Source organism: Luteitalea sp. TBR-22 (genome assembly GCF_016865485.1).
Lineage (GTDB): Bacteria > Acidobacteriota > Vicinamibacteria > Vicinamibacterales > Vicinamibacteraceae > Luteitalea.
In genome coordinates, this window is the sequence record NZ_AP024452.1 from 4,913,926 (window position 1) to 4,936,566 (window position 22,641).

15 protein-coding genes are annotated in these 22,641 nt (G+C 71.3%); 7 read left to right on the forward strand and 8 right to left on the reverse strand.

The genetic code is table 11. From position 1 onward, the window contains the following. Window positions 1-108 precede the first annotated feature (108 nt). The gene (locus TBR22_RS20540; protein ID WP_239489703.1) at window positions 109-1,416 is read left to right on the forward strand and encodes a class I SAM-dependent methyltransferase; all 1,308 of its coding nucleotides are present in this window, start codon (window positions 109-111) and stop codon (window positions 1,414-1,416) included. On the opposite strand, the gene TBR22_RS20545 is transcribed toward TBR22_RS20540, so the two are convergent. Further along, window positions 1,398-4,133 carry a protein kinase gene (locus TBR22_RS20545; RefSeq protein ID WP_239489704.1) on the reverse strand — a complete coding sequence of 912 codons (2,736 nt, stop codon included), beginning with the start codon at window positions 4,131-4,133 and terminating at the stop codon, window positions 1,398-1,400. The two genes, TBR22_RS20540 and TBR22_RS20545, sit on opposite strands and share 19 nt — an antisense overlap. A 70-nt stretch (window positions 4,134-4,203) precedes the next feature. On the opposite strand from TBR22_RS20545, the gene TBR22_RS20550 reads away from it, so the two are divergent. Then, complete coding sequence (locus tag TBR22_RS20550) at window positions 4,204-5,154, forward strand: hypothetical protein (RefSeq protein ID WP_239489705.1); 951 nt, start codon at window positions 4,204-4,206, stop codon at window positions 5,152-5,154. Window positions 5,155-5,281: 127 nt separating this feature from the next. Here the strand turns inward: TBR22_RS20550 and TBR22_RS20555 are convergent, their stop codons facing one another. The 3 genes from TBR22_RS20555 to TBR22_RS20565 form a co-directional block, all read right to left on the reverse strand. Further along, the gene (locus tag TBR22_RS20555; RefSeq protein WP_239489706.1) at window positions 5,282-5,707 is read right to left on the reverse strand and encodes a DUF6526 family protein; all 426 of its coding nucleotides are present in this window, start codon (window positions 5,705-5,707) and stop codon (window positions 5,282-5,284) included. Beyond that, the gene (locus tag TBR22_RS20560) at window positions 5,704-6,435 is read right to left on the reverse strand and encodes a TerC family protein (protein ID WP_370651542.1); all 732 of its coding nucleotides are present in this window, start codon (window positions 6,433-6,435) and stop codon (window positions 5,704-5,706) included. The genes TBR22_RS20555 and TBR22_RS20560 overlap by 4 nt, the downstream gene beginning before the upstream one ends. A 216-nt stretch (window positions 6,436-6,651) precedes the next feature. Next, on the reverse strand, window positions 6,652-7,515 hold the full coding sequence (locus TBR22_RS20565; protein WP_239489708.1) for a Ku protein: 864 nt from the start codon (window positions 7,513-7,515) through the stop codon (window positions 6,652-6,654). A 190-nt stretch (window positions 7,516-7,705) separates the two neighbouring features. Here TBR22_RS20565 and ligD point away from each other — a divergent pair, with 190 nt between their 5' ends. Next, window positions 7,706-9,844, forward strand: coding sequence for a DNA ligase D (ligD, locus tag TBR22_RS20570; RefSeq protein ID WP_239489709.1), 2,139 nt, complete (start codon window positions 7,706-7,708; stop codon window positions 9,842-9,844). A 66-nt stretch (window positions 9,845-9,910) separates the two neighbouring features. Here ligD and TBR22_RS20575 read toward each other — a convergent pair whose 3' ends face one another. Then, window positions 9,911-10,588 (reverse strand): hypothetical protein, encoded by a 678-nt coding sequence (locus TBR22_RS20575; RefSeq protein WP_239489710.1) that lies wholly within the window; start codon window positions 10,586-10,588, stop codon window positions 9,911-9,913. Between the two features lie 106 nt (window positions 10,589-10,694). Between TBR22_RS20575 and TBR22_RS20580 the strand changes: the two genes are divergently transcribed. Together TBR22_RS20580 and TBR22_RS20585 are read left to right on the forward strand one after the other, a co-directional pair. Further along, complete coding sequence (locus tag TBR22_RS20580; RefSeq protein WP_239489711.1) at window positions 10,695-10,961, forward strand: GlsB/YeaQ/YmgE family stress response membrane protein; 267 nt, start codon at window positions 10,695-10,697, stop codon at window positions 10,959-10,961. Window positions 10,962-11,147: 186 nt separating this feature from the next. Beyond that, complete coding sequence (locus TBR22_RS20585; protein WP_239489712.1) at window positions 11,148-11,543, forward strand: hypothetical protein; 396 nt, start codon at window positions 11,148-11,150, stop codon at window positions 11,541-11,543. Window positions 11,544-11,549: 6 nt separating this feature from the next. On the opposite strand, the gene TBR22_RS20590 is transcribed toward TBR22_RS20585, so the two are convergent. Next, complete coding sequence (locus TBR22_RS20590) at window positions 11,550-12,533, reverse strand: sigma-54-dependent Fis family transcriptional regulator (RefSeq protein ID WP_239489713.1); 984 nt, start codon at window positions 12,531-12,533, stop codon at window positions 11,550-11,552. 141 nt (window positions 12,534-12,674) lie between these two features. Here TBR22_RS20590 and TBR22_RS20595 point away from each other — a divergent pair, with 141 nt between their 5' ends. Both TBR22_RS20595 and TBR22_RS20600 read left to right on the forward strand, forming a co-directional pair. Further along, window positions 12,675-15,374 carry a TonB-dependent receptor gene (locus tag TBR22_RS20595; protein ID WP_239489714.1) on the forward strand — a complete coding sequence of 900 codons (2,700 nt, stop codon included), beginning with the start codon at window positions 12,675-12,677 and terminating at the stop codon, window positions 15,372-15,374. Between the two features lie 37 nt (window positions 15,375-15,411). Beyond that, window positions 15,412-16,608: a chromate transporter gene (locus TBR22_RS20600; protein ID WP_239489715.1), complete on the forward strand. Its 1,197-nt coding sequence runs from the start codon at window positions 15,412-15,414 to the stop codon at window positions 16,606-16,608. A gap of 20 nt (window positions 16,609-16,628) precedes the next feature. On the opposite strand, the gene TBR22_RS20605 is transcribed toward TBR22_RS20600, so the two are convergent. Then, window positions 16,629-18,476 (reverse strand): hypothetical protein, encoded by a 1,848-nt coding sequence (locus TBR22_RS20605; protein ID WP_239489716.1) that lies wholly within the window; start codon window positions 18,474-18,476, stop codon window positions 16,629-16,631. A gap of 8 nt (window positions 18,477-18,484) precedes the next feature. Continuing rightward, window positions 18,485-22,525 (reverse strand): S8 family serine peptidase, encoded by a 4,041-nt coding sequence (locus tag TBR22_RS20610; protein ID WP_239489717.1) that lies wholly within the window; start codon window positions 22,523-22,525, stop codon window positions 18,485-18,487. Window positions 22,526-22,641: the final 116 nt, after the last annotated feature.

The window sequence follows — 22,641 nt, forward strand, 5'->3', positions numbered from 1 at the left end:
AAGGAATGGGAATTGGGCGCAGGCAAAGGGCGGCCGCGCCCCCGCCGGCACGAAGGCCGACGGCCGCATGACGAAGGCCAGCTGCCAATTCCGGTTTACCGTGATGCCGTGCTGACACGCCGCCAGGTGCTGGCGCTCGCCGTGGCCACCGCCGTTCCCGGGTCGGCGGCATGGGGCGCCGCTGCCGCACCGGCCGCCTTGCGCTGGACCGATCTGTCCCCCGCCCTGCAACGACGCTTGCGGGCCCTCGGCGTCGCCGACTTCGATGCCTGGGCGACAGCCGAGCGCGCCGACACCGTCCGGCGCGTCGAGGACGGACTCGGCGAGCACCGCGTCGCCGTGGCGCTGCAGTCGCGCCTCTGGACATCGGACGCCCCGATCGAGCCGGCGCTGAGCGCGCGCGAGTTCATCGAGCACCGCCGCGTGCCGCAGGACGCGGCGCGCCGGCTGTCGTCGTTTGCCGAGGCCCTGGCGGGCACCGATGGGCGACTCGACATGCTGCGGGCCTTGCGTCCCCGGGGGCTCGACCGCGCCGCGCTGCGGGGCCGCCTGCTCGACGACTACGCGCGCACCATGCGGTTCCTCTACGCCAAGGAATTCGAGGCACGCAACGCCGACGAGGTGGCGCGCCTGTACCAGGATCGGGGCCTGAGCACCGACACCGGCGTCGACGGCGGCTACGCCGTGTCCGAGGCGCTCGGGACGCTGCCGATCGACCGCCCCGTCGGCCGACTCCTCATCGTCGGCCCCGGCCTCGACCTCGGTCCGCGCACCAGCCTGCACGACGACACCCTGGGCCAGACGACGCAGCCCTTCGCGGTGGTCGACGCCCTGCGCGCGCTCGGCAGGGCGGCGCCCGCGGTCCTGGTCGACACCCTCGACGTCAACCCGGTCGTCGGCGAGGTGATCGGCACGCTGGCACGCGCCAACGCCGACGCCTCACTGGTGCTGCGTTCGTCGCTGTCGACGCGACGGCACCGGCTGCTGCCCTCGTACCTGGACTACCTGCAGACCTGGGGCCGCGCGCTCGGCGCGCCAGCATCGGCGCTGACGCCCGACGCCGATGGCCGCCCGACGCGACACGTGCGCGTGCCGGCCGGCGCGTGGCAACGCCTGACACCCCACGCCGGGCACGTCGCGCTCGACGTCGCGCCCGGCCCCTACGACCTCATCGTCGCCACCAACGTGCTGACCTACCTCGGCGAGGCCGCTCTCGTCGCGGCGTGCGGCGCGCTGGCGCGCGCGCTGCGTCCGGGCGGGTTCCTCGTGCACAACGAGCCCCGACCGGCGATGGAAGCGGCCGCCGTCGATGCCGGGATGCCGGTGGTGCAGGCGCGCAGCGTGGCCTTCACCGCGCCCGACGCGTCAGGTCGCGTCGAGCACGACCTGGCAGGCGTTCACCGGTTGTTGTCCTGAGCGACCTGGGCGCCGACGACCGACGAGGCGTGCCCGTCGATGCGGGCCATCCGCGCGAGGAAGCGCGGGTCGCGCCGCAGGGGATCGAGGCGCGAGTCGACGCGTGCGTAAGCCAGGCGCGACGAATTGGCGTCGATGGCCCGGTCGAGCCACTCGAGGGCCCGCGTGGCGTCGCCGAGGCTGACGTACGCCAGGGCGATCCAGAAGGCGCCGTCGCCGGTCGGGCGCGTGTCGTACATGGCCCGCAGCCGCGCCAGCGCCTGCTGCGCCTCGCGCGACTTGCCGGCGTCGTGGTGGATCTTCACCAGTTGCGAGAGGACGAACGGATCCTCGGCGGCGTGCTGCGCGCCGACCGCCTGGCAGGCCTGCAGCGCGTCGGCGGTGCGCCGCAGTTCCGTGTAGGCCTTGCACAACCCGATGTAGGCCGCCGAGTACTGCGAGTCGAGGCGCAGCAGCGTCTCGTAGGTGCGCGCCGCCTCGTCGAAGCGCTTGGCGTAGTGCAACGTCGCACCGAGGTAGCCGCGCAACAGCGAGGATCGCTGGTTCAGCTTCTGCGCCTGCGACACCTGCTCGACGGCCTCGTCGACGCGCCCGCGCCCGGCCAGCAGCATCGCGTACCTGATGCGCGCGTACTCGCCGCTGGGGTTGAGCGCCAGCGACCGCGTGAAGTGGCGCTCGGCCTGCTCGGCGTTGTGGCGCTCCGCGTACAGGTCGCCGAGCGCCGCGTACGCCTCCGCGCTGCGGTCGTCGAGGCTCAGGGCCTTCGAGATGACGTTCTGCGCCAGCGGCAGCGCCTCGTCGGCGCGCAGGGCGTTGTGCCGATAGAGCGAGAGCAGCGCCTCGGCCCACTTGGCGTAGGCGAGCACGAAATCGGGCGCCACCTCGGTGGCCCGCCGGAACGATTCGGCCGCCTCCTCCACCTCCTTGCGGCCGCCGCGGCCGAGCCGGCTCGTGCCGAGCGTGTAGGCCTGCATCGCCTCGGGGTTGTCCAGGGGCAGCGCGGTGCGCAGCGACGGGCGCTCGCCCTCGGGCGCGGCGAGCTCGGCGACGACCAGTTGGGTCAGCGACGCCGTGAACTCGCGGACCGGCGTGTTGGCGGTCATCGACTGCCGCACCGCGCGGGTCGGGCCACCGGCCCTCACGATGTTGAGCTGCGCCTCGAACCCGGCATCCTGCCGGGAAGCGGCCACCTCGACGTACACGTCGGCATCGACGGCGTGCATGATCGCGGCGACCGGCTGGCCCAGCATCGCCTCCACGGCCACCGGCGCGATCACCCGGAACGGCGGCGACGAGCTCAGATCCTGCGCCAGTTGCGCGATCACCAGCGGCGTGAGCGACGGATCGGCGCCCGCGGCGCTGCCGATCGCCAGGCGCACGTCGTCGCGAGGCGCAACGGTGCGCCCGTCACCGCCGGCGCGCGTTCCCGAGGTGGCCAGCGACGTCGAGTGGCCGCGCCACGCGAGGTCGCGCGGCAGCATCGACCAGGCGACGATGCCCCCGACCACCACGGCACCCGCCGCGATGGCGATGAGGCCCCACGGCACCACCGGCGCGGGCGGCGGCGGGAGCGGCGTGGCCGGCGGAGGACTCGTCTCGACCACCGGAGCCTGTCCGGGTGGCGGCAGCACCGGCTGCTTGCGGGTCCAGGTATCCCACCCCAGCGTGCGCGACAGCGCTTCCTTGACCGCGGCGATGCTGCTGTACCGCCGGTCGGCGTCGGGATCGCAGGCGCGCTCGACGATCCGGATGAAGTCGTCGGGCAGGTCGGGGCGCAGGTCGGCCAGCGGGATACGTTCGGCCCGCTCGTACCGGGCGGCGAGGTCGGCCAGCGAGACCGCCCGCACCGGGTACGCACCCGACACGAGGTAATAGAGGACGACGCCGAGGCTGTAGATGTCGCTGCGTTGCGAAGGCGGGGCCCCGGCCGCCACCTCGGGGGCGAGGAACGGCAGCGTCGCGGGCTGCAGGTCCAGGGCTTCGAGCGGCACTCCCCGCGGCCACACGTCCATCAGGACGAGCCGCCCACCGGCTTCGCGCACGATGTTGTCGGGCGACAGCAGCCCGTGCGCGAGGCCCTCGCGGTGCAGCGCCGCGACGGCGCGGCAGAGTTCCCAGCCCACCAACGCGGCTTCCCGGGCGCTGAAGGTGCCCTGCGACACCACGACCTGGTCGAGGCTGCGGCCGTCGACGTACTCCATCACCAGGCCGGTCTGATCGCCGTGCTGCTCGGCGCCGTACACCTCGACGGCGTTGGGATGCCGCACCTTGGCGAGCGCCTGGCCCGTCGCCAGGAAGGCGACGGCGACCTCCGGTGGAGACTGGTCGGGAAGGAAGCGGATGACCACGTCGCGATGGAGGTGGTCGGTGGCGCGGACCACGCGGCCCAGCGTCCCCGGGCCGAGCGATCGGAGCAGTCGATAGGGCCCCCACATGCCGAGATCCGGCTCGTCGGGATCGACGACGCGATCGGGGGGTGGAGGTGGGTGGAGCTCGGGCTCGTTCGGCGCGGGCGGTGTTGCCGCGAGCGACAGCTCGTCCGGCCCTTCGTCGGGCAGGCTGCGATGCAGCTCGGCGATGTCAGCGATGACGCGCAGCTGCCGGAAGATCGCGCGCTCGGCGTCGGTGCCGAGCTCGGCTTCCAGGGCGGCCCAGTCCACCGCCGCGCCGTCTGCGAGCGTGGCGGCCAGGTCCGTGAGCCCGCGGTCTGTGCGCATGCGGAAAGTGGCCTATTGTCGCACAGGTCCCTCGGCCGGTCGGTGACGCCGACCGTCCTAGAATCGAGTGGTGTTGCTCTCCGTTCTTCCACGCGCCCGCCTCGGCGCCGCGCTGCTCGTCCTCGCCAGCACGGTCCTGTCGGGGTGGACGGCCGTGCCTGCGGTCCCGCTGACGACAGTCGGCATGCACCGACAGCCCTCGGGCTCATCGGGAACTCCCCTACCGGACCTGGCCCAGCTGATCAAGGAAGTCAGGGCCGGCCTCCGCACGGACGAGCAATTGCTGAGGCAGTACACGTTCAAGGAACGTCGCCGCGACGTGAATGTGTCGAAGCTCGGCAAGGTGCAGCTCGGCCCATGGCGCGAGTTCGAGGTGTATCCCTCGGACGTGCCGGGCGAGACCTACAAACGGCTGGTCAGCGTCAACGACGTGCCCCTGTCGGCCGCCGAGCTCGAGAAGCGCGACGCCGCACACCGCCAGCGCGTGCTCGACCAGCTCGAGCAGATCCGGGTCGAGACGCCGGCGCAGCGCGACAAGCGCCTGGCCAGGAAGGCCAGGGACGCGCGCGAGGAACAGGACGTCATCGACGACGTGTTCGCCGTCTACGAGGTGGCGCTGGTCGGCCGCGAGGTGCGCGACGGCCGGCAGACGATCGTCGCCACGCTCACCCCGCGCAAGAACGCGCGCACCCGGAGCGATGCCGGCAAGTTCCTGAAGAAGATCAAGGGGCGGGCGTGGATCAACGAGGCCGACCGGCAGGTGATCCGGACGGAACTCGAGGCCGTCGAGGACATCACCTTCGGTCTCGGCCTGCTGGCCCGCATGCAGAAGGGCAGCACGATCATGTTCCGCCGCACGCTGGTCAACGGCGAGATCTGGCTGCCCGCCGAGGCCCAGTACAAGGTCGTCGGCAAGACGCTCGTCTTCCGCAAGTTCGCCCTCGAGTCGACCACCGTCTTCTCCGACTACAAGAAGTTCGGCGTCAGCACGAGCGAAGAGGTGACGGGCGCGGTGAAGTGACCGCGCCGGGCATTCTGCGTCAGCCTCCCCCTACGTGCCCGCGACCGTCGACCAAGGTCGACGGCTACGTTCCGCCTTCGCCAAGGCTTCGGCGGACAAGCCGGCGTTCGGCGTTCGGCGTTGAAGACTACGTCCGCCGGTGATCGGCGCGCCAGTGCTGCACGGCGCGCTTGATGGCGTCAGGCTTGAGCGACTCGCCCGCCGCGCGGGCCGTGAGCGCCGCCAACTCCTCGTCGGACGCGAAGCGCAACGCGACGATCTGCTTCACGCCCAGGCCCCTCCACTGCGCCAGCGACGCCGGCGACAGCAAGCGCTCGGCGCGGATCTGCTCCTCGAGCACGATGATCCGGTCCTGCAGCCGCGTGATGTAGAGGCGGCTGATCGAGATCAGGCAGAAGATCGCGCCGAGCAGCCCCAGGGCGGCGGCCTCGTCGCCCCACGCCTCGCCCCGCCGCATGCCGACGAGACCGATGACCGCGACGACCCAGAAGGCCGTGGCCACCAGCGTGTAGACGGGCCGATGGCCGTGATTGGCGTACGTCTGCGTGCTCATGATTGGGTCGGCATGGACGAGTGGTGGAGGGCCACGGGGGCGCGCTTCTTCCGCAACCGCATGTTGAGCAACTCGACGAGCAGCGAGAACGCCATCGCGAAGTAGATGTAGCCCTTGTCGATGTGCTGGCCGAACGCCTCGCCCACCAGCATCACGCCGATCAGGATGAGGAACGCCAGCGCCAGCATCTTCATCGTCGGGTGCTGCTGCACGAAGCTGCTGATCGGACCGGCGAAGACGAGCATCACGGCGGCGGCCAGGACGACGGCCACCATCATGATCGGCACGTGCGGCGTCATGCCGACGGCGGTGATCACCGAGTCGAGCGAGAACACGATGTCGATCAGCATGATCTGCGCGACCACGCCGGTCATCGTCGCCCCGGCGCGGCCGCCGCCGGGGGCGTGCTCGTTCTCGTCCTCGCCCTCGAGCTTGTCGTGGATCTCGTAGGTCGCCTTGCCGATGAGGAAGAGGCCACCGAGCAGCAGGATCAGCTGCTTGCCGGAGATGCCCTGGCCCATCAGGGCGAACAGCGGACGCGTGAGCCCCATCACCCAGGAGATGCCGAGCAGCAGCGCGAGACGCGAGAACACCGCCATCGAGATGCCGAGCCGCCGGGCACGTGGCTGCTGGTCCTTCGGCAACCGGCTCGACAGGATCGCGATGAAGATCACGTTGTCGATGCCGAGCACGATCTCGAGCGAGGCCAGCGTGGCCAGCGAGATCAGGCTTGCGACGCTCCAGAGGGGAGCCGCCGGGTCGGTGGCAGCGGCCGGGGCCGTCTCGGCCAGCGCGAGCAGGCCGGGCCACAGGCCGATCAACGTCTCGATCACGACACGTCCTTTCAGAGGGCGCAGGGTCGGGGCGCCGAAGGTTCGATTGTACAGAACAGGCGGCGGCCTCTCGCCCGCCCGGCCGGTGAGGCCGCCGGTCGGCGGCCTTGCCTACGCGCTGGCGCGCTTGCGGGGCTTCCTGGTCGCGTCGGCGCCCTTGCTGGCGGCGAGCGTGGCCTTGGCAGGAGTCTTCTTGCCGGCGCTCACCGACTCGAGGCTGCGGCGCAGCGCTTCCATGAGGTCGACGACCTTGGCCGGCGCCTCTTCCTCGGTCTCGACGATCTCCTCGCCGGCGACCTTCGCGTCGATGAGCTTGCGGAGCGCTTCCTGGTAGTTGTCGTGGAAGCTCTTGATGTCGAGGTCGCCCTCGAACGTGCCGATCACCTGCTGCGCCAGCTTGACCTCTGCCGGCTTGAGCGTGGCGGGAACGCCCTCGAGTTCCTCGATCTGCGACATGCTGCGGACCTCGTCGGCCGACCGCAGCGTGTACATGACCAGCCCCTTCTCGCGCGGCTGGACGGCGACGATGTACTCGCGTCCGTAGAGGGCCAGCTTGCCGATGCCGGCCTTGCCCTGCATGCCCTCGCGGATCACCGCGAAGGCCTCCGCCGCGACGTTGCCGTCGGGGGCGAGGTAATAGGGCCGCTCGAAGTAGATCGGGTCGATCTGGTCGACGGTGGTGAACTGGGTGAGGTTGATCAGCCGCGTGGACTCCGGGCGGACCTTCGACAGGTCCTCCTCGCTCACCGTCACGTACCGGCCCTTGGAGAACTCGTAGCCCTTCACGATCTCGGTGTTGGCCACCTCGCGCTCGCAGTGCGGGCACCACTTCTTCTGCTGGATGCGCGTCTGACACTCCTCGTGGAGCTGGTTGAAGCTCACCGTGGCGTGCGCGTCGGTGGCCGGGAACACCCGAATCGGGATGGTCACCAGGCTCAGCTTCAGATGTCCCTTCCACGTCGCACGTGCTGCCATGGTGTGCCCCTTTGCAAACGCTGCGCCCGACGGCGCGCTGACCTGATGAGCGACGCCCGACCTGCGGGGCAACCCACGGTGTCCGGGTGTCCGGCGCCCGGTGCCCGGTGACCGGTGACCGGTGCCCGTCCCCGATCCGCAATCCCCGAAACCTTGCTATCGGCCGATGAGACCCCGATGATTACGCCTCATGGCCCGCACGGTCCAGCCCTGGCAGGACACGGCGCCCCCGGCGCCGATGCTCGCCACGCCCTGCGAGTTGGACGCGCTGCCGCTGTCGAGTTCATCGCTCGTCTACGAGCAGAAGTTCGATGGCATCCGCGCCATCGTGGTCGTCGAGCCCGCCCACCCGGCGGCCCGGGTGGCCCTGTACTCGCGCAACGGCAACGACAAGGCCGCCCAGTTTCCCGACATCGTGAAGGCCCTGCGTGAGCTGGCGGCCTCGCTGACCGGTCCGGTCGTCCTCGACGGCGAGATCGTCGCCCTCGACGGGCGCGGCCGCCCGGCCTCGTTCACGGCCCTGCAGTCCCGCATGCACCTGAAGGGCACGCGCGACATCGAGGCACGGAGCGCGACCGTGCCCACCGCCCTGATCGTGTTCGACCTGCTGCGCGAGGGCCGCGACGACCTGCGCCCGTTGACGCTGGCCGCCCGACGCGCGCGGCTCGAACACCTCCTCCACGTGCGCACCAGCGAGCGCCTCCGCGAAGGCGCATTCACGGCAGGCGATGGCCACCGCGTGCTGGCGCAGGCCGAGCGCGAGGGATGGGAAGGCCTCATCGTCAAGGACGCCGACGCGCCGTATCTCTCGGGCGTCCGTTCGCGCACCTGGCGCAAGGTGAAGCTGCACAAGCGCGCCACGCTGCTGATCGGCGGCTGGACCGACCCGAAGGGCACGCGTGGGGGATTCGGCGCGTTGATGGTCGGCAGCCCCGTCGATGCGCGCGGCAAGCCCGCCACGCCGTCCAGGGACAGCGAGGCGACCCTCTGCTACGCCGGCAACGTCGGCACGGGCTTCAGCGACGCGACGATCACCGACGTCCTGGCGCGCCTGCGGCCCCTGGCCCGCCCGACGTCGCCGTTCGTCGATGCGCCGCGGGCCCGCGGGCAGCACTGGGTCACCCCGTCGCTGCTGTGCGAGGTGCGCTTCAGCGAGTGGACGCCAGACAACCGCCTCCGCCACCCGGTCTTCCTCGGCCTGCGTGACGACGTGGGGCCCGAAGCGGTCGATCCGTGCGGACCGCGTCGCGAGCCGACGACCACCGAACGACGGACATCGAGCCTCGAGGGCCACCAGTCCGGCCCCTCGGCCTCGACCGGCACTCGTCACCGAGCACACATACGATCGGCGGACCGGCTGTCATCGCTCCCCGCCACCCCGCTCGTCGAGCAGTTGCAGGCGCTCGAGGACGCCGGCCGCGACGGCACGCTGGCGCTCCCGGAGGGGCCGCTCGACGTCACGAACCTGCGCAAGGTCTTCTGGCCCGCCAGCGGCCTCACCAAGGGCGACCTGCTGCGGTACTACGTCCGCATCGCGCCCTGGCTGCTGCCGGTGATCGCGGACCGACCGCTCGTGATGAAGCGCTACCCGAACGGCGTGCTGGGCAAGGCGTTCTACCAGCAGCGGGCGCCCGACGCGGTGCCGCCTGGCGTCCGGGTGGAGACGGTGGAGGGCGACGAGAGCGACGACGGGCCGACGCCGCGGCTGATCGGCGGCTCGCTCATCACGCTGCTCTACGTGGCGCAACTCGGGGCGATCTCGCTCGACCCGTGGTTCTCGCGGGCTGCGACGCCTGCGCAGGCCGACTTCGTGGCCATCGACCTCGATCCGATGCCGGGGGTCCCCTTCACGCAGGTCAAGGACGTGGCGCGGTGGGTGCACGAGGCGCTGGTGATGCTCGACATCCCGGCGGCACTCAAGACGTCGGGCTCGTCGGGCCTGCACATCCACATCCCGCTCGCGCCGGGCACGTCGTACGAATCGGGCCAGCTGCTCTGCCAGATCATCGCGTCGGCGGTGGCCTCGCAGCACCCCAGAGCGGCCACGGTGGAGCGGATGGTCGCCAGGCGGGGCCGCACGGTCTACGTGGACTACCTGCAGAACATCGAGGGCAAGACGCTGGCCTGCGCCTACAGCGCCCGCGCCAGCCAGTTCGCCGGCGTGTCCACGCCGCTGCAGTGGAGCGAACTCGACCAGGACGTGCGCCCGGAGGACTTCACGCTCCAGACGGCGCTGGATCGCTTCGAGGAGACCGGCGACCTGTGGAACCCGGTGATGCAGGGCCGGGCCGCCGACCTGCACGCCGTGCTGGAGAAGCTGGGAAGGTAGGCTCAGGACTCAGGGCTCAGGGCTCATTCAGCACGGTCTCTGAGCCTTGAGCCTTATGCCTCGAGCCTAAGGCATCTTCCGAGTGCCCGTCACGACGACATTGCGGAACTCGGCGGTGTCGTCGAACGAGCCCACGCCGGCGCGCCCCCACGCGAGCGTCGCGTCGGTGGCCAGCATGATCGGCGTGGTCATGTCGTCGACGAACACCTCGATGCGCCCGGTGGACGGCGTGCGCACGACGCGGGCGGCGTGCCACTGCTGATCGGTGAGCGGCGTCACCTGCGACAGCGTGTCGATGCGTTTACGGTCGGCGTCGTTCACCAGGAAGATGCCGTTGTGCACGTCGTCTCGCGCCGCGGAGAGATGCACGTAATAGAAGCGCGTCGGCGATTGGTAGCCGACGACCAGGAGCGCGTCGCGTCGGGGCGTGACGTCGGGCAGCGCGGCGGTCGACCGCACCTCGACGGCGAGCGTCGTCGCCGTCATCTCCGGGCCGTTGACCAGAGCGAGCGCCGAGGGGCGGCGGATGGCGCCACCGGGCTTGCCGGCCGTGACCAGGGCCAGCAGGCCCTGCCGCACGCTCCAGCTGCCGTTGCCGTCGAGCGTGAACTCGCGCGCCAACGCGTCGGCCGAGAGCGTCGGACGGACCGTCGTCGGGCCCTGCGCGGCGAGCACACCGCCGGCCAGTACCGCCCCCAGCGCCACCAGGCGTGCACGCCCTCCGCAAGTTGCCACGTTCCGCATGGCCTGCATTCTCGGCCTTTCGGCATCATCCGTGCAATGACATCGCCCAGTCACATGCAACGTCGGGCGGCACATCGTCGCCCTGACCACAGGTGGAGGACGCGCGATGGGTATTCTTGGCTGGATTGTGTTCGGTTTGGTGATCGGTGCGCTGGCAAAGCTCGTGATGCCCGGGCGAGACCCCGGCGGCATCATCGTGACGATGCTGCTCGGCATCGTCGGGTCGTTGCTGGGCGGTTTCCTCGGTCAGGCACTCGGCCTGTACGGGCCCAACGACGCGGCAGGCTTCTTCATGTCGCTGCTCGGTGCGGTGGTCGTCCTGGCCATCTACCGCATGGCGATGGGACGCGGTCGCCACACCATCACGACCTGATTCAGTGCAGGACTGATGCGACACGCTACAGGTTGCAGGCAATCGGCCGCCTGCAACCTGTTCCCGGCGGCCAGGGGTGTAGGAATTGCCACCCTGTCTTGCCGCTGATGCACAAGTGAACACGACAGTGCCGATGGTCGTGCCGGAATCGCCATCCGGCATTGGCCCAATTCCTGTAAATGAGCGATGGGCACCGTCGCTCTCCTCCACGTCACGCCCGGCCTCGCCGATGGATTGCGGAGCGCCTGCGCGGCGGCAGGGCTCGTGGTCTCTGCGGCACACCTGCACGACCTCGACGCCGGTCACTTCGATGCCGAGGCGTTCCTCCGCCAGCACGACCCCGTCGTCGTCGTCATCGACCTCGCGCCGCCGTATCCGGTGGCGCTCGAACGACTACAGGTCATCAGTCGGTTGCCGGCCGCCCAGGGCCGACAGTTGGTCGTCACGGCGCCCGACCCCGCGTTCGTCGCGGCCTCGCTCGATCACGCCGGTCGGCTCATCGAGATCGTCGGGCAACACGAGGACCTCGGGCCGCTGATCCTCGCCATCAAGGAAGCGACGCGTGCCCGTCCCGGCCGCTGAGCGTCGTCAGCGTTCCCTGTAAGTCGACCAGGCGATGCCGAGCTTGCGCATGCGGGCTCGCAGCGTGTGGGGGTTGACCTTGAGCAACCGGGCGGCACCGTCCGGGCCTTCGATGCGACCACGTGTCTCGGCCAGCGCCGCCTCGATGTGGCGACGAATGGCCTCGTCGAGCGGGACGATGCGGCCGGCCGGCGCGAGTGCGGCCGCGACTTCGGGCGACACGCTCCTCGACGGGCCGCCTCGGCCGAGCGCCGCCGCGATCTCGAGCGAGCGCCCCTGCCCGAGCAGCACGGCGCGATCCATCACGGCCGACATCTCGCGCACGTTGCCCGGCCAGCGATACTCGCGCAGGAGTCGTTCGTGTTCGTCGGTCACGGGCACCGGACGCACGCCGAAGCGATCCGAGGCGCGACGCGCGAAGTACTCGGCGAACTCGCGGATGTCGTCGGGGCGATCGCGCAGCGGCGGGATCACCACCGGGAAGACCGCGAGGCGGTAGTAGAGGTCGTCGCGGAAGGCGTGAGCCTCGACCATCTCGGGGAGATCGCGGTGGGTCGCGGCGATCAGGCGCACCTTCACGCGGACGGGCCGGTCACCGCCGACACGCACCACCTCGCCGTCCTGCACGACCCGGAGCAGACGCACCTGCGCCGGAAGCGACAACTCCCCCACCTCGTCGAGGAACAGGGTGCCGCCGTCAGCCTGCTCGAACCAGCCCTGCCGCTGGGTGAGGGCCCCCGTGAAGGCGCCCTTTTCATGCCCGAAGAGTTCCGAGTCGATCAGCTCGGGCGGGATCGCACCACAGTTCACGCGGCGAAAGGGCCCGAGCCTGAAGGACGACTCCTGGTGGATGAGGCGCGCCACCACTTCCTTGCCGGTGCCGGTCTCGCCAAACAGCAACACGGGAGCGTTGCTGCGCGACACCATGCCGACCCGCTCGAGCACGCTGGCCAGGCCCGTCGTGCTCCCGACAATTCGCTCTGTGACCACGCCGTCTTATATCACGGCTTCAGCCATCACATTTGACGGCAATGCCGTGACATGTGATGGGTCAACCGTGAACACATCCTGAAATGACCGAAAAACCGACATCCCAGACTTGGCCCGGCGGCTGCACATAGAAGGGCCGGCATGGTACAGACACCTTATTTCCCCTTTGTTCAGGCGACCTCGCGGCGCCATCGGGCCGCCTTCCACGTCCTCTCGGTCCTCATCGTCGGCATATCGACACTGGTCGGCAGCGAGGTGGGCGCACAAGTGGCGAACACTGACGGCGGTTCGGCAGCCCCGCAGGCATCACAGGCCATCGCGGGCGCGACCCTCCCGAGCATCACGGGCGTCGTGCGCGACACCGCCGGGCTGCCGATGCCCGGCGTCGTGGCGCGCGTGCTGACCGAGGGCGGCCAGGGCGTCGGCGAGGCCATCAGCGACGAGAACGGCGTGTTCCGGATCGACGTGCGTCGGGCCGGCCGCTACCAGGTGCAGGTCACCCTCGAGGGGTTCGAGCCGGTGACCCGCCCCGTGGACGCCTCGATGGGCGGCATCGTCTCGGTGGACGTCGCCCTCGAGCCGCGGATGTCGGAGATGGTGGTGGTCGCCGCGCGACGCATGGACGAGGCGCTGCAGGCCGCGCCGATGACCGGGTCGGTGGTCGAGGGCGAGCAGCTCAACGACGCTGGCGCCTTCAACGTCAACCGTCTGCGCGAGCTCGTGCCGACGGTGCAGTTCTTCTCCACCAATCCCCGCAACTCCTCGGTGAGCATCCGCGGCCTCGGCCTGCCGTTCGGATTGACCAACGACGGCATCGAGCCGGCGGTGGGCATGTACGTCGACGGCGTGTTCTTCGCGCGGTCGGCGGCGGCCACGCTCGACCTCGTGGACGTCGAGCGGATCGAGGTGTTGCGAGGTCCGCAGGGCGCCGGTTTCGGCCGCAACACGACGGCCGGAGCGATCAGCGTGGTCAGTCGTCGTCCGAGCTTCACGCGCGAGTTCGACGCCGAGGTGACCGCCGGGTCGCTGGGCTTCGCGCAGGTCAAGTCCAGCGTCAACGTCCCGCTCGGCGCCCGGCTGTCGACCCGGTTCGCCTTCTCGGGCACCAGCCGTGACGGCCTGCTCTACAACACGACGACGCGCAGCGGGCTGAACGAGATGAACAACGTCGGCGGGCGCGGGCAGGTGCTGTACGCGCCGACCGACGGCTTCGCGATGGTGCTGGCCGCCGATCACACGCGCCAGCGTCCGCAGGGCTTCGCCCAGGTGGTCGCCGGTGTCGCGCCGACGCTGCGTCCGGCCAATCGCCAGTTCCCGCAGATCATCGCCGACCTGAACTACACGCCGCCGTCCTACAACGCCTTCGATCGCCTGACCGACGCCGACACGCCGCATCGCTCGAACCAGGACCTCGGCGGCACGTCGCTGACGATGGAGAAGCGACTCGGGTCGGCCAAGCTCACTTCGATCACCGCGTGGCGCTACTGGAACTGGGACCCGTCCAACGACCGCGACTTCCTCGGCCTGCCCGTGACGACGGTCTCGGCCAACCCGTCGAAGCAGCGGCAGTTCACCCAGGAGGTCCGCTACACGACGCCGTTGACGAGCAAGATCGCCTTCTCGGGCGGCGTGTTCGCCTTCCACCAGTCGATCGACTCCGACGGCCGCCAGGAGCACGGCTCGGCCGCCGCGCGCTTCCTGCTGCCGCCGACCCAGGCCGCCCTCACGCCCGGCCTGCTCGACGGCTACGGTCAGGTCGCCGACATCCAGTCCTCGTCGACGGCGGCCGCGCTCTTCGGCCAGGCCGAATGGTCGGTCACCGACCGGCTCACGCTGATCCCCGGCATCCGCCTCAATCACGACCGCAAGTCGCTCGACTACGACAGCCAGGTGTACGGCGGCCTGCAGACCACCGATCCGGTGCTGATCGCGCTGCAGCGCTCGGTGCTCGCTCCCCAGCAGTACGCGGCAGACGTCCGCGACACCAACGTCACCGGGCAGTTCACCGCGCGGTACCTGCTTGCGGGCACGACGCACGTCTTCGGCACGGTGTCGACGGCCGTCAAGCCGATCGGCCTGAACATGAACGGCGTCCCGGTCGACAGCACCGGCGCGCCGATCGTCAGCGCGGCCACGGTGCTGCCCGAACGCGTGCGCCACGCGGAGGGCGGCATCAAGACCGAGCCCTGGCGCGGCGTGCGCCTCAACCTCTCGGTGTTCAACACCGACGTGCACGATTTCCAGGCCAACGTGGTCAATGCCGACGTCGGCGTGCTGCGCGGGTACCTGGCCAACGCCGACCTGGTGCGGGTGCGGGGCGTGGAATTCGACGGCGCCGCCGAGATCACCAGTGCCGTATCGGTGTTCGGCGCGGCCGCCTGGACCGACGCGCGGTACGCCCGGTTCACCGACGCGCCCGCCCCGCTCGAGGAGACGGGTGGGCCGCTGGCCAAGGACATCTCGGGCAGCCGCCTGCCCGGCGTGCCCGAGTGGGCGCTCACCTTCGGCGTCGAGGCCCGTCGCGGCGCGACCCTGTTCTCGCAGTCCGGTGAGTTGTTCGTCGCCGGCGACACCAGCTACCGCACCGAGTTCTCGTCGAGCGCCACGCCGTCCCTCTACCTCAACGTGCCGGCGTACGCGCTGGCCAACCTGCGGGCGGGCTACCGCTGGGGCAACGGCTGGATGGTCTCGGTGTGGTGCCGCAATGCGTTCGACACCGATTACCTGGAACTGCTCTCGGCGGCCCCGGGCAACTCGGGACTCTACGTGGGCATGCCGGGCGAGCCCCGCACCTGGGGCGTCACGCTGCGCATGGCCCTCCGCTCGCCGGGGCGTCCATAGGGCGCTCGCCTGACGAGTCACCACGAGGCATCCTGACATGCAGGCACACACGTCCCCGGCCACGCCCGCGACCGCTGACGCGATCCACGTCCCGGCGTGGCAGTTCTACCTGTACTTCCTCCGGCTCGGCGCCACCGGCTTCGGCGGCCCGATCGCCCTTGCGGGCTTCATGCAGCGGGATCTGGTGGAGCAGAAGCGCTGGATCTCGCGCGAGGACTACACCGACGGCCTGGCGCTCGCGCAGCTGGCGCCCGGCCCGCTGGCCGCGCAGTTGGCCATCTACCTCGGCTACGTGCGCGGCGGCAGGGTCGGCGCGACCATCGTCGCGGCGTGCTTCATCCTGCCGTCCTTCCTGATGGTCTGGGCCCTGTCGGTCGCCTACGTCAGGTTCGGCGGCCTCCCGTGGATGCAGGCGCTGTTCTACGGCATCGGCGCCGTGGTGATCGGCGTGATCGCACGGTCGGCCCAGAAGCTGACCGCGCTGACGCTGGGACGCAGCCCGCTGCTCTGGGCGATCTTCGGGGTGATGGCAATCACCACGGCATGGACGGAGCGGGAGATCGCCTGGATGTTCATCGCGGCAGGCGTCCTCACCACGCTGATCGCGACCTGGCGCATGGCCCGGGAGGAGCGGCAGTTGGACGCCTCGGGCGCCGGCCTGTTCGCGCTCGCGTCGGCTCCCCTGGCCACGGCTGCCGTGCCCCCGACCCTCACCACGGTGTTCTGGGTGTTCGTCAAGGCCGGCGCGTTCGTGTTCGGCAGCGGCCTGGCGATCGTCCCCTTCCTGTACGGCGAGATCGTGCAGGTGCAGGGCTGGCTGACCGATCGGCAGTTCCTCGACGCGGTGGCGGTGGCGATGATCACGCCCGGCCCCGTGGTGATCACGGTGGCCTTCATCGGCTACCTCGCGGCCGGCACGTGGGGCATGACCGCGGCGGCGGTGGGCGTCTTCCTGCCGGTGTACGTGTTCGTGGTGCTCCCTGCGCCCTACTTCCGGAAGCACCGGTCACAGCCGCAGATCAAGGGCTTCGTCGACGGCGTGTCGGCTGCGGCCACCGGGGCGATCGCCGGCGCCGCCTGGGTGCTCGCGACACGGGCGCTGGTCGACGCGTGGACCGTGCTGCTCGCGGTGACCGCCTTCGTCGTGCTGTGGCGCTGGAAGGTCTCCGAGTTGTGGCTCATCGCCGGTGGCGCGCTGGTCGGCCTGCTCGTGGCAGGTGCCGCGCGGTCCTGAGGCGCGTCGCGCCAGCCCCCTCAGCCTTCGTCGAAGCCCAGCACGCGCAGCAATCGCAGCGCGTTGCCGGCATGTGCCGGTCCCGGTCGCAGACGGTAGTCGAAGGTCATCGTCACCGCGTCGCCCTCGCCGTGCAGCGTCTCCTGCAGGTGCACGCTCTCGGCGCGGGCGGTGAACGCAGGATCGGCGGCCAGTTCCAGGTCGTGCGTGGTCACCACCCCGACGGCCTGGCACCCCAGCAGATGCTCGACGACCGTGCGGACGGCCACCTGGCGCTCGCCGCTGTTGGTGCCCTGCAACACCTCGTCGAGCAGGTAGCAGACCCGGCGCGAGGCCCGGGCCTCGCGCGCCGCCGTCACGATGCCCTTCAGGCGCACCAGCGACGCCATGAAGAGCGAGAGCCCGAGTTCCAGCGAATCAGAGATGCGCATGCTCGTGTGCAGCGCGAGAGGCGGCAACGAGAGCCGCGAGGCACACACCGGGCCACCGGCATGCGCGAGCACCACGTTCACGCCGATCGCCCGCAGCAACGTGCTCTTGCCCGACATGTTGGAACCGGTCACGAGCAGGAAGCGGCCCGTCGGGCCGACGGTGACGTCGTTGGTCACGCGGACGGCGTCGGCCAGCAGGGGATGCCCGAGGCCCTCGGCCGACAACCGGTCGTGCGCCGCCGAGAGGTCGGGGAACGTCCACGAGGCGTGGTCGAACGCCAGTGAGGCGAGGCCGCCCAACGCCTCGACGCGGCCCACCGCCTCGAGCCACTTGCGCACGCCGCCGCCGTGACGGCGCCGCCAGCGCTCGATGGCCCACCACACGTGCAGGTCCCAGAGGGTCAGGGTCTGCAGCGGCGCGAACAGCCAGGCGGAGTGCCGCACGTCGGAGAGCGCGACCAGTTGCTCCAGCGCCCGCAGCGCCGGCGGAGCGGAGGACAGATCCCGTTGCGCCGCCTGCAGCAGCGGCGCCGCGAACGTCCGCGACTGCACGTGGTCGATCGCGGTCGCCCAGGGCCGCAGGCCGTGCTCGCCGGCCGCGCCGCCGATCGCGTGCTCGATCGGCTCGTGCACCCACCAGCGCAACACCCACCCGAGCAGGCCCGTGAGCAGCCACCAGGATCCCGTCACCACGCCGACCAGCGTGCCGACCGCCCCGGCGAGCGTGCACGCCGTCAACACGACGGCCACGAGCGGCACCCAGGCCCGTCCGGCCACGCCGTCGGGTTGCTCGGCCCACCGCACCGCGTGCGGCAGGCTTCGCGCGTCGTCGCCGGGCACGTCCGGGAGCGCCCGGGCGAGCGCCGTGAGGTGCTGCCGGACGTCGAGCAGGGGCGCCAGTTCCTGCACGGCCGCCTGCCGCGCGGCAATCACCTCGACAGGGTCGTCGGCGCCGTGCAGGAGCCATCCGGCCAGCGCCTGCCGGCCGGTCGGAGTGCGCACGGGGCCGAGTACCTGCGCGACCGAGGCATGCCCGAACACGTCGAGATCGACGGCGAACGGATGCTCGTCGGGGATGGTCGGCGTCCACGCGGCGGGCAGGTCACTCCAACGCCGCGCGAGTCGCGCGAGCGCGTCGCGATTGAGCGCAGCCATCGCCTGCGCGGCGTCCCGACGACGCTCGACACGATCGTGCCGCACGACCAGCCACGCGAAGGCGACGACACCAGCAGTGAGCAGGGCCGCCCACGCGGGCGCGCCGGACCGCACCATGCCGACGATCGCCGCCACGACGATCGCCGCGACCAGCAGTCGCAGCCGCGAGTACACCCGCGAGCGCGCGTCCTCCTGCGCCGCGACCGCGCCGAACTGCCTGAGCCTGGTCTCGTACGCCTCGGCTGGTGAGGTGAACGACGGGGACGCGGAGGCGAGAGGCACACCCCACGTTACCGCAGCCGCGTCGCCAGGGCATTGGTGCCAGCCGCCCAGTGCACGCTATCGGCGTCGCCATACATGGCGCGCTCGACGACGATCGAGGGCAGCGGATCGCCGTCCAGCAGGCCGAGCGCCTCGACGATGACGCCGAAGCGGGTGTCGCGCACGACGTCGGCGAACTCGGACTGGATGGCGACACTGGTGCGCGACGACGGCGCGAGCGCAACGACCCGATCGTGGGTCGTGCCGTCCTCGAGCACGACGGTCACGCGCGCCCGTCCCGGCGTCGTCGACGTGTTGGCGATGAGCACGTAGGTCTCGACCTCGGCGGGGCCGCCGGCCTCACCCTCGGCCAGCGCCCACGCGGTGCCCGCTTGCGTGGCGCCAGCCGAGGCGTGCGCCTCGTACCATGACGAGCCGTCGCCCGGCCACCACATCGCCCGCTCGACGACCAGCGGCACGCCGTTCAGCGACTCGACCGTCGTCGACACCGCCGCATCGGCGAGCGGCAGGCCGACCGTGCCCGCGAAGCGCTCCTGATCGACCCAGATGGTGGAACGCGAGGTGGCCGGCGCGATGAAGGAGCGCTGCAGCGTCTGGCCGGTCTCGAGCAGGTACGTCAGGCGCACGTCGGCGGCGACGTCACTCGGGTTGGCCACCAGCACGAACATGTCGAAGTAGGCGCCGGTCCGTCCCTCCGCCAGGAACCAGCGAGGCGTGGGCGCAGCCACGCCCATCACCTCATGACCGGCGTCGAACACGTGGGCCCGCGTGGAGCGGTACATCGCCCGCTCCGCGATGAAGGGTGCGCCGTCGACCGATTCGAGTACGGCGCTGAACTCGTCGGAGGCGAGCGCGCGCCCGAGCCCGGCGAAGTCCTCGACGTTGGCCCAGACGGTGGTCCGCGATCGCGGCGCGAGGTCGTACGTCTTCTCCAGCGGCGGGCCAGCCGCGCGCAGGAAGCGGGCCTGCACCGTGATGGTGTCGTCGCCGGGATTCTGCAACAGGTAGAAGAGCGAGAACCCGCTGTGGGTCGCACCCTCCGCGAAGTACCACCGCGACGACGCGTCAGCCGCCGCCGTCTCGGCGTGGGCACCGTAGCCGGCGCCATCCCACGTCATCGTCCGATCGACCACGATGGGCACGGACGCAGTGACCACCGTCGAGAACTCGGCCTGGTCGAGGCCGTCGGCGTCGCGCGGCCACACCGTGCGGCGTGCGTGCGCCGGCAGCGGCACGGTCTGCTCGACGACCGACCTCCCGGCGCGCAGGTACTGCAGCGAGGCAATCGTGTCGGTGTCGCCAGGGTTGAGCAACGCCAGGCGCGTGTCGAAGAAGCTGGACGTCGCGCCCTCGGCCAGGTAGCGCGTGTACGTCGACGGCGCGGCCGCCGGCACGAAGACCACCGTCGCCGTGCGCACGCCGTCGGCATGGGCCTGCGTGACCATCACGGTGGCCGAGCCGGAGGGCAGTGGCGACGGCACCCCCATGACGGCCAGGCCGGCGCCATCGCTGCTCGCCGGCAGTGCGGCGATCGACACTCGGGCGTCGCCCTGCCCCTGCAGCGGACTCACGGTAATCCACGCCGCGTCGGTCCACGCGCGCCATGCGGGCAGTGCCGCCGGCACGTCGAGCGTCAGCTCGTGGACCCCGCCGGCCGCAGGTGCGATCCACGCGTCCTCGGCGGTCCTCGCCGTGGGCGGGTGCGGGGCCTGCGAGACCGCAATCGCCCGACCGGCGACAGTGAGGGTCGCGCTGCGCGCGTCGGAGCCACCGTGCGGTGCCACCGTCACCGACACCGCGCCAGTGCCGACGCCCGAGGCAGGGGTCACCGAGATCCAGGGCGCCGGGCTGGTGGCCGTCCACGGCGCATCGACGATGGTCGACGTGACGATCACGCTGTGGCTGCCGCCTTGCGCGGGCTCGCTGATGGCGCCGGGCGACACCGAGAAGGTGGCGATGGCGCCATCCTGCGACACGGTGACCACGTGCCCGCCGATCAGCAGTTGCCCCGTCCTGGGCGACACCGACGGGTTCGCCGCGACGGTGATCGCCGCGTGGCCGCTGCCGGTGCCGCTGGTGGGACTCACGGTGGCCCATCCGACGTCGCTCGAGGCCGTCCACGCCACGCTCGGCGGGGTGACGCTTGCCGAGAGCGACACCACGCCGCCGGCCGCCGGCAAGGCCGCCGACGCGGGGCTGAGCGAGATCGAGTAGCCATCCTGCGTCACCGACACGGTGCGGCCCGCGATTGTCGCCGTCGCCGTGCGTGGCTGGGCCGACGATGCGTGCACCGAAGCGGTGAGGGTGACCGAGCCGTTGCCGGTGCCGCTCGACGCACTGGCCGTGAGCCATGGCTGGCTCGTGGTCGCCGTCCAGGGCGCGTCGGCAAGCGAACTGGTCACCGTGACCAGGTGCGTCCCGCCCGCCGCCGCGGGCATCCACGCCGATGACGACAGGGTGAACGTGGCGGTGCTGCCGGCCTGCGTGACGGTGACCTGGTGGCCGGCAACGGTGGCCGTGGCGGTGCGCGAGAGCGCGGAGGCAGCGTTGGCCGACGCGGTCAGCGTGACGGTGGCGCTGCCCACGCCGCTGGCCGGCGACACGCCGAGCCACGACGCGTTCGACGATGCGCTCCACGTGGCGCCGTCGGCGGCGCTGGTGAGCGCGACGCTCTCGGTCCCGCCGGCGGGAGCTGCGCTCCAGCTCGCCGGTGTGACCGTGAAGGCCGCCATCGCCTCCGCAGCAAGAGCGATGCGGATCCGGGGGAACGAGACCCCGGTGCCCGAGTCGAAGATCGACAGTCCCGTGGACCTGAGCGCCGTGAGGACGGCGGTGACCGACGCCGTGGGCAGGCGCTGCTTCAGCAGGGCCCAGGCCCCGGCCACGTGGGGCGTTGCCATCGACGTCCCGCTCCGGGCGGCCGTGCCGCCACCGGGGACCGGCGCGACGATGCCCACGCCTGGGGCGAACAGCTGCATGCCGCTCGCCGTGTTGCCGAAGCTGGCCACCGCGTCGGCGTCGTCGGTGGCGCCGACGCTCACCGCGTTGGAGAGGCAGCCCGGGAACTCGAGGCCGTTGGTGGTGGCGCCGGAGTTGCCGGCGGCGACGACCGGGGCGATGCCGGCCGCCCTCAAAGCGGCGAACGCCGCGTACATCGAGGAGGAGGTGGCATCGCAGGGCGTCGGCAGGCCCGACCCGCTGCCGATGCTCAGGTTGAGGGCGGCGATGCCCATCGTGTCGGCGAGCGTCAGCACGTGGTCGATCGCGAGGAGGATGTCGCTGTAGTACGCCAGCGCGTCCTTCGAGAAGACCTGCACCGCGACGATCGGCGCGTCGGGGGCGACGCCGGAGTTGCCCGCCGCGATGCCGGCCACGTGCGTGCCGTGCGTGCAGGTGGCGCACGGCGCGGCGGCGCCGAGGCCGACCTGCGAGGTGGCGCCGTTGGGACACTGGCTGTTGGCCACCACCGTGGCGCCGGAAAAGCAGGCCTCCTGCACCACCCGGCCACCGAATGCCGGATGCGACGCCTCCACGCCATCGTCGAGCACGGCAACCGCCCAGCCAGTGCCCCGGTAGCCCTCGCTCCACAACTGGTCGGCCTGCACGAGCGGCACGCTCTCGGTCAGTCGGGATGCGGCGGCGAAGTCCTCCTCGAGGGTGGCGACGTCGGGATCGGCCACCAGCGCGTCGAGGCCGTCGAGGTCGACGGTCACGACGAGCACCGGCAGCGTGGTGGCGGCGCGAACGCTCCGCCCGCGGCTGCCGATACGCGCCAGGACGGCATTCCGGGCGCGACCGACGGCGGGCCGCAACGAGGACCGCGAGGTCGCAGCGGTGACGCCGGCAGGGAGACGCATCCCCACGAGCAGCCGCACGGAAGTGCCCAGCACGACGCGGGCCCGCAGTTGCCCGAGGCGGGCCCCACTGGCCCCATCAGCCGGCTGCCCGCTGGCAAGACGAATGGCCGGCGCCTGCGCTGACGCCGGTGCAGCCCCCGCGACTACGAGCAGGGCGAGCGTAAGGGCACGGAGCAGGCGGGCGCGGCGCATTCGGGAGCGGTCGGCCGACGGGGAGACACGTCGCCTTACCTCGACAATCGGCGCGGCGGTGCATTCGCACAGTCGGCGGGCAAGGCCCAGGGCCGTCGAACAAGGTCGGACGCTCC